Origin of the sequence: Pseudoalteromonas sp. Ld20, assembly GCF_045064175.1 — a bacterium.
GTDB classification, from domain to species: Bacteria; Pseudomonadota; Gammaproteobacteria; order Enterobacterales; family Alteromonadaceae; genus Pseudoalteromonas; species Pseudoalteromonas neustonica.
On sequence record NZ_JBISHB010000040.1, the window covers coordinates 34082 to 46782 of the forward strand.

Genomic DNA, 12701 nt, shown 5'->3' on the forward strand with positions numbered 1-12701 from the left:
AACTCAAAGGAATTACTATGCCTAAGCCATTCACTTTCATCTCTATTGCTTATTTATTAACAAGCGCCTCCTGTTTTGCACAAGACTCAACAAAATACCTAGGTTTTACCTATCCAGACAAAGCACAAAATGCGGTGAGTATTACCTTCGATGATGCAAGAGAAAGTCAAGTCGATGTAGGCACTACCATACTCAATAAGCACAATGTAAAAGCGACTTTTTACGTATCCCCATTTAATGTTGAAAAGCGCCTTAAGAAATGGCAAAAAGCAGCTAAAGCTGGCCATGAAATCGCTAATCACACTAGCAGCCACGTTTGCACAGGTAATTTTGAGTGGCTTAGAAAACAAGGTTTATCACTTGAACAAACGACACTTGAGTGGTTAGAAAACGATATACTAAGTGCGCAACAATACCTCGCGAAGCATTTAGACGTTACCCCGCGAGCATTTGCCTACCCTTGCGGGAACACCTTTGTTGGTCGCGGCATAAAGACCAAAAGCTACGTACCTTTAATTGCCAAACATTTTGATAGTGGCCGAACCTGGTTAGACGAGTCTGCTAATAATCCTAACTTTACTGACTTTGCACAACTAACGGGTCTGCGAATTGATGGTATGAGCTTTGATGAAGTCATTACTATGACTGAGCAATTACGTAACAATAATGCGTGGTTAATTTTAGCAGGCCACGATATTGGCGAAAAAAGCCAGTATTCAACGGATGCGAAAGTTTTAGAGCAGCTTATTATCTACTTTAAAGACCCAAAAAATGGCTACTGGCTCGATACGGTAAGTAATGTTGGCGATTATGTAAAAAAACAGCGTAAATCAATCGACTAATCATTCGTTAAATCAAATTCTGTGGTGCGATTATCGGGATGAAGTAACTGATAACGCGCCAACTTCCCTTGCTTTAAATCAATTAAGCTAATAGCAGAGTCGCTCACAAGGTACTTTTGTCCATCACCTATTGTTTGGTGTTTATCAACTTCCATATGCCAACGTTTCGTAAAGAAATTTAATGGGCTTTTCGGTGAATATAAAATTGAATCGAGCTTATCGAGTATATTAATTAATTTTCGCGGAAATTCATTTTTAATGCCACTGGCGGTAAGTTGCCAGATCCGATTCGGATGTTTGCCAAAGCGTTTTTGCACTGAAAAGCAAAACGAATAATGTACATCGCCTGATAATATCAGCGTTTCTTTTGGAGTGTCGTCGCGGCGAAAGGTATCGAGTAATTTTTTAGCTGAGCCTTCATGGGCCATCCAGTTTTCAACATCAACTAATAATGGCTGCCCACACATATTAAATAATGCTTGAATTGCCTCTATTGATTTAACCCCAAACACCGGCGCAGGTGAAACGATAATCACTTGCTCATGCGTAAGTAAGCTTGCTTCAAGCTCCATGAGTCGTTCCCAATCAAGTAAGCCTGAGGGTTCATTAAAGTTTTGTTCATTACGCCAACGATGAGTACGAGTATCTAACACCACCACCTTTGGTACAGTGTTAAGCTCATAATGCCAATGGTTAAATTCCAGTATGGTTTTATCAAATGCTTTAAAGTGCCACTGTTTTTGCTCAGTCAAACTTGCTTTAAATTCATCGAGTAAAACAGCTGTTTTCTTACCTGCATCATTACCAAAGCCTTGGATTAACCAGTAACTGATCAAACCATTATTAATAATACGCCGACTTACTGGGTGTTGATAAATCAACTGCTCCCACCCTGCTGTTAAATTCCAATCATCGGTCACGTCGTGATCATCAAACATCATTAAAGTGGATACGTTTGCAAATAACACCTGCACATCTTTTAAACCTTCACTAAAGCCGACTAAGGCCTGCTTTTCGCTTTCAAATATCTGTTGGCATTTATTGCTTGATGCTCGATAAGTAATGGTATCTATACTGATATGCGCCCATACAATCGAACTAAAATTAAGCAAGTACAGCGCTATAAACTCTTCAAACGCAATTAAGTGATTGGCTGCTTTTAAACTTGAAAAATGCGGCTCATCTTTTTTTAGCCAATACCCTACGCCTATTTTACTGCGTTGCTGCCAAGGCACTTTAGGCAAAAATAGGTGCCGCTGATAGAGTTGGTCGGTTAATTTTTCAGGCAGTGCTATATCAAGGGGTTGTTCTTTATAAATACCGAGTAAATCAATCAGCCTATATATCGCAATTAGCATGGCGCCGGCAACGTCATCTGCGTAAACCTGATCGCCTGATAGTAATAAAATATCAGCCCCCGCTTTGCTATTACTGCGATTTTGCTGTTGAAAATCATTCGCTGCAACTAAGCTGTCTTTTGCTGGATGATGCGGATTACGACATGAACCATGTAATATCTGCTCGAGTGTATGTGGAATTACAAACTCAGGGGTTGCCTTACCTTGGTAGCAAAAAACACTTAAATCCACCTCCGCAGAGTCGTTAAATAAGCGATAGCTTATCAATTTATCAATGGGGAGTGTGGCAACCACAGGCTTTATTATTACAAAATGCAAATAAAGATGAGCACCTAAAGCAACGCTATGATGCTCGCTGAAGGTGTCTATTTTATCAAACTCTATACGATACTGTGATGCCACAGATGTGGCAAATTGTATGCAAACTTCAGCAGCATCTGCGCGGCGCACCATCGGCCCCATTAATAAAAGAGGAAGTGATGCATCACTCATGCTTAATTATCCTTTGTTCACTAAATTAAATAATGAATAAAAATTATTTGTAGTGGCAGTCGCTAACTCTTTGTAGCTAATACCTTTTAAATCGGCAATGTAATAAGCAACATCTTGCACATAAGCAGGCTGATTGGTTTTGCCACGATAAGGCACTGGCGCTAAATACGGCGAATCTGTTTCAATCAACAATCTATCTAACGGTATTTGTTTAACTACGTCTTTAAGTTCTACTGCATTTTTAAATGTCACAATGCCAGAGATAGAAATATAAAAACCTAAATCAATGGCTTTTTTTGCCATATCCCAATCTTCTGTAAAGCAGTGTAATACGCCACCACATTTTTCTGCATTGTGTGCGCGCATCAGGTTGATAGTGTCTTCTCGGGCATCACGAGTGTGAATAATCAGCGGTTTTTGCAGCTCATTCGCTACTTCAATATGACCGACAAAACTTGCTTGTTGTACAGCATGCGTATCTTTCGCGTAATAATAATCAAGGCCGGTTTCACCAATAGCCACTACTTTTTCATGGCTCGCTAAATCTATTAAACGTTGTTTATCTAACGCATCTTTTTGATCTAGCGGGTGTACACCGCAAGACGCTGATACATCACTGTAACCTTGAATTTTTTCCAACATAGATGGAAATTGATCAAGCGTTACACTGACACACAAAAAGTGTTCTACCTGTTTAGCCCTTGCACTATCAAGCACTTGGTCTAAGTTTAAATCGAGTTTATCAAAATCGAGACGGTCTAAATGGCAATGAGAATCTACAATCACGTTACTGCTTACTACATGGTATAAGTTGGATTACCAGAGTTTAACATAGTCCCTAGTAGTTTTTCGATCTTCGCATTAAGATTGGTTTTATCATCGATAAAACTAATCCCTATTCCTGGTGGGTTAGAACTTTGCGCGCCTTGGGGTGTGATCCACGCAACTTTCCCCGTAATGACATCATCTTCTAATGCATCAGGTAAGGTCACTTTTAATGCCAGTGAATGGCCCATTTCATAACGCATATTAGTGCGTACAAATAGCCCGCCGGTTTTTAAATACGGCATATAGCAGCGGTATAATTCATCTAGATCATCTAAATCGACTAATAATTCTTGCACAATCAATCCTATTTATAGCTTTGGCGTAAACGATACGCTAATCGAGAAACAGCCAAAGGCAAATTCAATCCAAGTATCTGTGTGCTGTTTTGGACAAACTCCGCTAATGCGCTCTGCGCATTTTGATACGAGTCAAAATCCATTCCAGCAATGAGTTGTTGTTTTAATTGTTCACTTAAAAATAAACAAAATACCCGAACACGCTCTGTATCTTTACTAATGATATCAACCAACGCGGTGAAATTATGGCCTTGTTTAAGCTCAGTTGCAAACTTATAAAGTTTATCAATCATTTCCAGCTGTTCGTCTTGTTGCCAACGTTCAATGAGTAACGGCTGTTGAGTAAATAAAGAAAGCCATTCATAGGCAGGAATTTGTAACTGCGAAATCCACATTTTTGCTGCATTTACATCACTAACTTTTACTTGCGTTAGCGCACAGCGGCTTAAAATAGTCGCTGGCAGTTGTGTTGTCGCACTCGTGGTCAATAATAAAAACCGACGCGGACTTGGCTCTTCTAAGGTTTTTAACAGGGCATTTGCTGCTGCGGTGGTCATTTTATGACAGTCGTTAATAACAACCACTTTATTTGCATTTTGCGCCGCTGACTGATTCATAAAATCACTGACACTGCGAATATCATCTACACCAATACTTTGCCCATCAGCTTGCACTACATACTTGTCCGGGTGAGTCACAGCTTGATTGAGATGGCAGCTTTTGCAGTTTCCACAAGGCACTAAGTTATTAGCCGATGAACACAATAATGCATTCGCTAATTGTTCAACTAAGGCACGCTTACCCACACCTTGCTGGCCATTCAATAATTGTCCATGATGAAAGCGTCCTGCGTTAAAACTTGCTGCTAATTGTTGTTCAACATGACTAAGCCAAGGATAAATCATTTTAATGGTTACTTTTAATAAACTGATCTAGCACAGTGATAATATCTTGATGTACTCGTTCGATACTTTGCTGTGCATTTACGGTCTCAATGCTGTCGTCACACTTTGCTAATTCTAAATAGCGTGTGCGTGTACGTTCAAAAAAACTTAAGGCTTGTTGTTCTATACGATCAAGCTCACCGCGTCCTTTAGCACGAGCAAGGCCAATAGCAGGGTCAATATCCAAATAAATGGTTAAATCAGGTTTTAAACCTTTTAATACAATACTAGCAAGGGAGTCCAAAGTGTTTGAAGCAATTTCACGCCCACCGCCCTGATACGCTTGCGATGATAAATCATGACGATCACCTAGTACCCATTGTCCTTTTGCCATCGCTGGACGTATAACATTGTGCAACAGTTGAGAACGAGCAGCATACATGATCAAAAGCTCCGTCTCGCTGGCAATCTCTTCGTCGTGATTGTCTTTTACGATACTACGCAGTGCTTCAGCAATGGGGGTACCACCGGGCTCTCTTACATTGATAAAATCAACGCCATGCTGCGCTAAAAACTGTTGGCAAATTGCTATAGCGGTTGATTTTCCGGCGCCTTCTAAGCCTTCAATCACAATAAATTTTGCTGCTGTCATGGTTTCTCTTTTTTGTTTGAAAAAGCATTAGTAGGCTTTCTCGTTTTATATTTTTTAATCTATTTGTTTAACTGCTTTTGATAACGCAAGTAATCTTGTACCGCTTTATTATGCTCTTTTAGCGTTTTTGAAAATTGGTGGCTGCCATCACCTTTTGCCACAAAATACACAAACTCAGATTTTGGTGGATTAACCGCAGCAAAAATTGCAGGTTTTGATGGCATTGCAATAGGCGTTGGCGGTAAACCATTTATTTTATAGGTATTATACGGCGTATAAGTCGTTAAATCTTTGCGTTTAATATCGCCATCAAAATCAGCGCCTATGCCATAAATCACAGTGGGGTCCGTTTGCAAGCGCATTTTTGTGTTTAATCGGTTAGTAAACACAGATGCGATTAATGGCCGTTCGCTAGCAAGACCTGTTTCTTTTTCAATAATGGACGCCATGATTAATACTTCGTAAGCAGACTTTAAAGGTAAGTTAGGAGCTTTATTTTGCCACGCTTCATCAAGCACACTTTGCATTATCTTATGCGCACGCTTAAGCACCGAGCTGGCAGTATCATTAGCATGATAATGATAGGTATCAGGAAACAGCCACCCTTCTAAATGTTTATCTGAGCCTAAAACTTGCTGAGATAGCTCATCAAGTATTAAGTCATTACGAAGGTACTCTGCGTGACTAATTGCTGCTAACACTTCGCGCAATGATTGCCCTTCAATAATTGTAAAACTAAAGCTGGCCTGCTTACCTTGGTTAATACGGCGAATATTATCTAAAACGGTGCCTGTATCAAGTTGATATAAGCCCGCTTTTAAATCAGTTAATGTTGGGTCCAATTTAGCGAGTACTTGATAACGAAAGCAATCTTTTAACCACTGTTTGGCCTGCCATTGCTGACATAGTTGGTTAAAACCCGTGCCTTTTTTCACTTCAAATAGCGTGTTTTGAGGCGTTTTTAATGGACTATTAATTGTCGTTTGCAACTGTTGGTAGCCAATACCAGTGACAAATAATGCCAATAATACGACCGTGATAATCACTTTTAACACGCTGACTCCTTGAGTAATAAATCTTCCAGTAAGGCTACACTGGTGGATAATTCATATTTTATATTATTGATCGCTGTCACAGGCACAATACCCATTAGGCTATTACAAATAAAAACAGCTTCCATTTGCTGTAATTCCTCAAGTGTCATATCAATAAATTGCACGGGTAATTTATCACACAGAGATTGCAGATAAACCCCCCGAATACCGCAGTTTTTCAAATTAGGACTAAAGACGCAGCCTTTATTAATGGCAACTATGTTTGCTGCGGAGGTTTCTATCACAAAATTATTATAATCTAACACGATCACATCATCACATGTTTGATGCGCCATGGCCTGTTTTATCATCACCTGCTCTAAGCGATTTAAGGTTTTTAAACCTGCAAATAAAGGTTGCGATGCTAATTGCACCGTGCTGATAGCTAATTTAATGCCTTGTTGTGCAAGCAAAGGATAACTGGCAGGAAAAGGTAGCTGCGATAGTATAATAAGTGACTGTGGTAACTCAGGTAAACCATATCCTCGGCCACCACTGCCTCGCGTTACGACAATTTTTAGTACGCCCAGTGCTGTTGTGGCGATATAATCAGTAATCTCTGATTCCAGCTGCACAAAGTCTAATTCGCTAAAGCCTAATCGCATTGCGCATTCAATTAAACGCATTCGATGAAGTGGCCAATGGACCACTTGACCATCCTGCACTTTAGCGGTGGTAAAAAAGCCATCCCCATAATTAAAGCCGCGGTCTTGACTGCTTATCGTGGCTGATTGCTCTTTGGAGGCTTTTTTTATTATTTGAATTATTTTTTTAGGCATATTTTGCATATAAAAAAACCCAGTAACAACTGGGCTCTTCTTGGATATCGTTGTTAAAAAAGATTATACCTTTTTAAATAGCAACGAGCCATTAGTACCACCAAAACCAAATGAGTTACATAGCGCGTAATCAAGTTTCGCGTCACGAGCGGTGTGAGGAACATAGTCCAAATCACATCCTTCATCAGGGTTATCAAGGTTAATTGTTGGTGTTACTTTTTGATCTTGTAATGACAAAATTGTAATGATTGACTCAACAGACCCTGCTGCACCTAATAAATGGCCCATCATTGATTTAGATGAACTCACCATCACATCTTTTGCTGCGTTACCGAAGATTGATTTAACCGCTGAAGTCTCAGCTTTGTCGCCAGCATTAGTCGATGTGCCATGTGCGTTAATGTAACCCACTTGGTCAGCATTAATTTGCGCATCATTTAGCGCATTTTCCATCGCAAGAGCTGCACCTGCACCGTCTTCTGGTGGTGATGTCATATGGAATGCATCGCCGCTCATACCAAAACCAACTAACTCTGAGTAGATTTTAGCACCACGCGCTTTTGCATGTTCGTACTCTTCAAGTACGATCACACCTGCGCCATCGGAAAGTACAAAACCATCACGATCTTTATCCCACGGGCGCGATGCCGCTTGCGGATCGTCGTTACGGGTAGATAAAGCGCGTGCAGCATTAAAGCCACCCATACCAATTGGTGTTGACGCCTTCTCAGCGCCACCGGCTACCATGGCATCTGCATCGCCGTAGGCAATCATACGCGCCGCGTGACCGATGTTATGCAAACCCGTTGTACAGGCAGTAACAATTGAAATATTTGGACCACGTAGACCATGCATAATCGATAAATGACCTGAGATCATATTGATGATGGTCGATGGTACGTAAAAAGGAGAAAGCTTACGTGGGCCACTGTTTAATAATTTTATGTGGTTCTCTTCAATCAGCGTCAAACCACCAATGCCTGAACCAACAGCAACACCAACGCGCGGTGCGTTCTGCTCTGTGATCACAAGGCCAGAATCTTGTATTGCTTGTACACCTGCCGCTATGCCGTACTGAATGAATAAATCCATTTTTTTAGCATCTTTCTTTGGCATGTAAGCCGATGCATCAAAATTATTCAGCAAACCTGCGAATTTGGTGCCAAAACTTGAAGTATCAAAATGCGTAATAGTTTGAATACCACTTTTGCCGTTTAACAAGTTTTGCCACGTTGACTCAACATCGTTACCTAGCGGTGTCAACATTCCTAAGCCAGTTACGACTACTCGACGTTTAGCCACGGTTTGCCTCCAATATGGGAATTATTATTTTTCTGGTGGGTGTAATAGATTAAGGGTAGCGAATGCTACCCTTAATTTGCGATTGATTACTCAGCGTGAGCTGTAACGTAATCGATTGCAGATTGTACTGTAGTGATCTTTTCAGCTTCTTCGTCTGGGATCTCAGTGTCAAACTCTTCTTCAAGAGCCATTACTAATTCAACAGTATCAAGTGAATCTGCGCCTAAGTCATCAACGAAAGAAGCTTCGTGCTTTACTTCTTCTTCTTTAACACCTAGTTGCTCAATGATGATTTTCTTTACGCGTTCTTGGATGTCGCTCATTCTTCTTTCCTTTATTAAAAACGCCAATGCGTTATTTTCAGATTGCGGCGTAGTTTACGGCGCATAATTCTGTGATTCAAGGATTTGCTGATAATTATTTATCTGGTCAAACCTCTTGAAGGTTATTTGGCTCTTTTATCGCTTATTTTCACAACGAATTCAAGTATGTTTAAAGCAAGTTCACAAAAAATTCAACATTTTTCGACAAACTCACCAAAAACTAAATAGGAACAAAGTTCCTTATACCATGTACATGGCACCATTTACATGCAAAGTTTCGCCTGAAACATAAGCAGCTGCATCAGATGCTAAATAACAGACTGCGGCTGCAATCTCATCTGGTTGACCTAATCGTCCAGCTGGAACATTAGCAAGCGTAGCTGCTTTTTGTTCATCTGTAAGCTCGTCTGTCATATCAGTTTGAATAAAACCAGGTGCAACAACGTTAACTGTAATACCACGAGAGGCCACTTCACGCGCTAATGACTTAGAAAAACCAATTACACCCGCTTTTGCTGCGGCATAATTAGCTTGCCCTGCATTACCCATCGTACCTACTACCGAGCCGATGTTAATAATACGACCATTCTTTTTCTTCATCATCGGACGTAATACCGCTTTTGACAAGCGAAAGATAGAGCTTAGATTAGTATCAATGATATCGTCCCACTCTGACTCTTTCATGCGCATAAGCAAATTATCGCGAGTAATACCGGCATTATTAACTAATACATCAATATCACCCAAATCCGCTTTTATCGCAGCAAGTGTCGCCTCAATCGATGCAGGATCAGTTACGTTTAATGCATAACCTTTACCGTTATCGCCTAAGTACTCGCTTATATTTGCAGCGCCCGACTCACTCGTTGCAGTACCCGCTACTTTAGCGCCTTGCGCAATTAAAGTCGTTGCTATTGCTTTACCGATACCACGACTTGCGCCAGTAACTAGGACAACTTTGCCCTCTAGTGAAAATAAATTTGCCATTGTTATCCTACTCTTATTTTGCTTCGTCAATGGCTGATTGGCTATTAACCGAACCACATACCATTGCTTTATCAATACGCTTTGCAAGGCCTGTTAATACTTTACCAGGACCAAATTCGTAACTTTGGGTAATACCTTGCGCGACTAACGCTTGTACTGTCTCAGTCCAACGTACTGGGCTGTATAATTGACGCACCAATGCGTCTTTAATCGCATCTGCTGCGCTTGCAGCGGTTACATCAACGTTATTAATTACATCACACTTAGGTGTATTAAATGTTAAAGCCGCTAAATCCGTCGCTAATTTTTCTGCTGCAGGCTTCATCAGTTCACAATGTGATGGCACGCTTACAGATAAAGGCAATGCACGTTTGGCACCGGCTTCTTTACACGCCTGTGACGCTCTATCAACTGCGGCTTTATGGCCTGCAATCACAACTTGACCTGGTGAATTATAATTTACTGGCGATACAACCTCACCTTGTGCAGATGCTTCGCACGCAGTTTGGATTTCATCATCACCTAAACCAATGATTGCAGCCATAGAGCCGACGCCTGCAGGCACAGCTTCTTGCATGTATAAACCACGGTTTTCAACGAGCTTTACAGCTTCCCCTAAACTTAATACATCGGCACACACCAATGCTGAATATTCACCTAAGCTGTGACCAGCCATTGTTACTTCTGCATCTGAATTTGCTGATAACCATTGACGGTAAATAGCCACTGAGGCTGTTAATAGTGCAGGTTGAGTACGATGGGTTTGATTTAGTTCTTGTTCTGGTCCATTAAGTACTAATGCAGCCAAATCATAACCTAGTGCGTGTGATGCTTCTGCAAACGTTGCTTTTACTATATCCGATTGCTCTAAAAGTTCACTTAACATACCCACTGATTGTGAGCCTTGACCTGGAAAAACAAGTGCAATTTTTTGTGCCATACTTTGCTCTTTAAATTAAACAAATAAATAATTGTTTAAGTAAACGCCTGACAACAACATCTACTCGTCAGTCGCTACTTTTTAGTTGAATGTGTTTGCTCGAAAATAGCTGCAATTTTTTCAGGAAGTTGACGCTCAACTTCTTTAGCAGCTTCGTCGATAGCAGCATGAAATGCTTTAGCGGAGGCATTTCCATGGCTTTTTACGACAATACCGCGCAATCCTACCAGAGAAGCGCCGTTATACTGGTCGGGGTTCACCCTTTTATAGAGTTTTTTTATTACTGGGCGTAGTAAAAAGGCTAAGCATTTATAGAAAAAGTGCTTGCGCAGTGCTTTAGTAAGCTTAAACATAATGAGTTTTGCAATCCCTTCGCACGTTTTTAAAGCGACATTGCCCACAAAACCTTCGCAAACTATAACGTCTGATTTACCAGTAAATATATCACTGCCTTCGCTATAACCGGTATAATTTATATACTTACATTGCTGCATAAGCTCTGCAGCTTGCTTAATATCTTCATGGCCTTTAATCGCTTCAGAGCCAATATTTAATAAACTGACTTTAGGATTATCACAACCAAGCGCTTGCCCTGCGACCACCGACCCCATAATGCCAAACTGATACAAGGTTTGCGCATCACAATGCACATTGGCACCTAAATCAAGTAAGTAAACAGGGTTTTTACGCTCCGTTGGTACTGCTGAAATTAATGCTGGGCGCTTTACACCTGGAAGCATTTTCAGTACATAGTGAGCCATGAATAATAGTGCACCGGTGTTTCCGGCACTCACACACGCCTGTGCTTCACCTGATTTAACTAAATCAAGGGCAACGCGCATTGAGGAATCTTTTTTTGCTCGCACAGCAGAAGACGGTTCACAGCTATTGGTGACAACTTCAGTGCAATGACGAATAATTAAACGAGGATGGGAAAGAGAATCAAGCGATTCGAGTTCTTTAGATATTACTTGTTCGTTACCACATAAGATTAAACTTAAGTTGGCATTGGCATTTACCGCGTTAACGGCTGCGGGGATAGATGAACGGGGGCCATAATCGCCCCCCATCATATCTAACGCAATGGTTAGATTGGTCAGCATAAAAGCAATCTCTTATTTAGAAATTACTTGAACGCCTTTGTAGTAACCATCTGCAGTCACATGGTGACGACGATGAGTCTCACCAGATGTTTGGTCTACAGTTAAAGTTGGACCACTGATCGCATCGTGTGAACGGCGCATGCCGCGTCTTGCACGAGACTTTTTGCTTTTTTGTACAGCCATAGTCTTCTCCTAAGAATCTTTCTTAAGTTGTTTCAAAATATCAAATGGATTAGGTTTATCATCTTCCGCCTTTAAAACACCAAAGCTGGCAGGCTTTGCTGAATAACTGCATGAAGCTTCGTTGTGGGTAGCAACTAATGGAACTGCTAAAATTAGTTCGTCTTCGATTAACTCAAAAACGTTAATTTCACCATTTTCATCAAGCGCTACTTCATCGTAGTCTTCTGGAAAAATATCTGACTCTGTATCCTCTCCAATTGGGGAATAAACAAAGTCTTGAACCAAATCCAACCCTAAATTACCATTACAACGTTGACAAGTGACAGTAACGTGTGTGGACAAATTGCCTCTAATCACAGCGAAACCTTGATCGTCGTTTTTGCAATGAATTTTTACCGCTATTTCACCTACTTCTTCCTGCACAACTTCCCGTAAACGGGTAAGTTTTTCAAGCGGTACAATGCCGTCATACTTTAAACGGTGTTGAGCTGCTTTGCCTGGATGAAGAGTGATGGGAATTTTCACCTTTTGCATAGGGGCTGCATCATATAGATAGTTACTTGGTTAGTCAAAGTAAAAAACCATTTTTAACTGGTTTTTCGTGATTCATTTCTTTGTTTTACTTACGGATCTGATTT

The 12701-nt window shown here is 40.7% G+C and carries 15 protein-coding genes; 1 reads left to right on the forward strand and 14 read right to left on the reverse strand.

What is annotated here, in order from left to right:
- The first annotated feature begins 17 nt into the window (after window positions 1-17).
- Window positions 18-842: a polysaccharide deacetylase family protein gene (locus ACJJVX_RS15145; RefSeq protein ID WP_054203569.1), complete on the forward strand. Its 825-nt coding sequence runs from the start codon at window positions 18-20 to the stop codon at window positions 840-842.
- Here the strand turns inward: ACJJVX_RS15145 and ACJJVX_RS15150 are convergent.
- The 14 genes from ACJJVX_RS15150 to yceD form a co-directional block, all read right to left on the reverse strand.
- A complete protein-coding gene (locus ACJJVX_RS15150; RefSeq protein WP_405632208.1) occupies window positions 839-2692 on the reverse strand; it encodes a metallophosphatase in 1854 nt (617 codons plus the stop codon). The genes ACJJVX_RS15145 and ACJJVX_RS15150 overlap by 4 nt on opposite strands.
- A gap of 6 nt (window positions 2693-2698) precedes the next feature.
- Complete coding sequence (locus ACJJVX_RS15155; RefSeq protein WP_054203567.1) at window positions 2699-3478, reverse strand: TatD family hydrolase; 780 nt, start codon at window positions 3476-3478, stop codon at window positions 2699-2701.
- 11 nt (window positions 3479-3489) lie between these two features.
- Window positions 3490-3816 carry a PilZ domain-containing protein gene (locus ACJJVX_RS15160; protein WP_054203566.1) on the reverse strand — a complete coding sequence of 109 codons (327 nt, stop codon included), beginning with the start codon at window positions 3814-3816 and terminating at the stop codon, window positions 3490-3492.
- A gap of 8 nt (window positions 3817-3824) precedes the next feature.
- Window positions 3825-4721 carry a DNA polymerase III subunit delta' gene (gene holB, locus ACJJVX_RS15165; RefSeq protein WP_054203565.1) on the reverse strand — a complete coding sequence of 299 codons (897 nt, stop codon included), beginning with the start codon at window positions 4719-4721 and terminating at the stop codon, window positions 3825-3827.
- A 1-nt stretch (window position 4722) separates the two neighbouring features.
- Window positions 4723-5352, reverse strand: a complete 630-nt coding sequence (tmk, locus tag ACJJVX_RS15170) for a dTMP kinase (protein ID WP_054203564.1) — start codon at window positions 5350-5352, stop codon at window positions 4723-4725.
- A 59-nt stretch (window positions 5353-5411) separates the two neighbouring features.
- On the reverse strand, window positions 5412-6407 hold the full coding sequence (gene mltG, locus ACJJVX_RS15175) for an endolytic transglycosylase MltG (protein WP_054203563.1): 996 nt from the start codon (window positions 6405-6407) through the stop codon (window positions 5412-5414).
- Window positions 6401-7225 carry an aminodeoxychorismate lyase gene (gene pabC, locus ACJJVX_RS15180; RefSeq protein WP_405632214.1) on the reverse strand — a complete coding sequence of 275 codons (825 nt, stop codon included), beginning with the start codon at window positions 7223-7225 and terminating at the stop codon, window positions 6401-6403. The genes mltG and pabC overlap by 7 nt, the downstream gene beginning before the upstream one ends.
- A gap of 63 nt (window positions 7226-7288) precedes the next feature.
- The gene (fabF, locus tag ACJJVX_RS15185; RefSeq protein WP_054203562.1) at window positions 7289-8527 is read right to left on the reverse strand and encodes a beta-ketoacyl-ACP synthase II; all 1239 of its coding nucleotides are present in this window, start codon (window positions 8525-8527) and stop codon (window positions 7289-7291) included.
- 86 nt (window positions 8528-8613) lie between these two features.
- Window positions 8614-8850, reverse strand: a complete 237-nt coding sequence (acpP, locus tag ACJJVX_RS15190) for an acyl carrier protein (RefSeq protein WP_054203561.1) — start codon at window positions 8848-8850, stop codon at window positions 8614-8616.
- Between the two features lie 240 nt (window positions 8851-9090).
- Complete coding sequence (gene fabG, locus ACJJVX_RS15195) at window positions 9091-9837, reverse strand: 3-oxoacyl-ACP reductase FabG (protein WP_054453416.1); 747 nt, start codon at window positions 9835-9837, stop codon at window positions 9091-9093.
- A 13-nt stretch (window positions 9838-9850) separates the two neighbouring features.
- Complete coding sequence (gene fabD / locus ACJJVX_RS15200; RefSeq protein ID WP_054203559.1) at window positions 9851-10777, reverse strand: ACP S-malonyltransferase; 927 nt, start codon at window positions 10775-10777, stop codon at window positions 9851-9853.
- 74 nt (window positions 10778-10851) lie between these two features.
- Entirely contained in the window at window positions 10852-11880 is a 1029-nt protein-coding gene (gene plsX, locus ACJJVX_RS15205) for a phosphate acyltransferase PlsX (protein ID WP_054203558.1), read from the reverse strand.
- A gap of 12 nt (window positions 11881-11892) precedes the next feature.
- Complete coding sequence (rpmF, locus tag ACJJVX_RS15210) at window positions 11893-12063, reverse strand: 50S ribosomal protein L32 (RefSeq protein WP_002962381.1); 171 nt, start codon at window positions 12061-12063, stop codon at window positions 11893-11895.
- 9 nt (window positions 12064-12072) lie between these two features.
- The gene (gene yceD, locus ACJJVX_RS15215; RefSeq protein ID WP_054203557.1) at window positions 12073-12597 is read right to left on the reverse strand and encodes a 23S rRNA accumulation protein YceD; all 525 of its coding nucleotides are present in this window, start codon (window positions 12595-12597) and stop codon (window positions 12073-12075) included.
- Window positions 12598-12701: the final 104 nt, after the last annotated feature.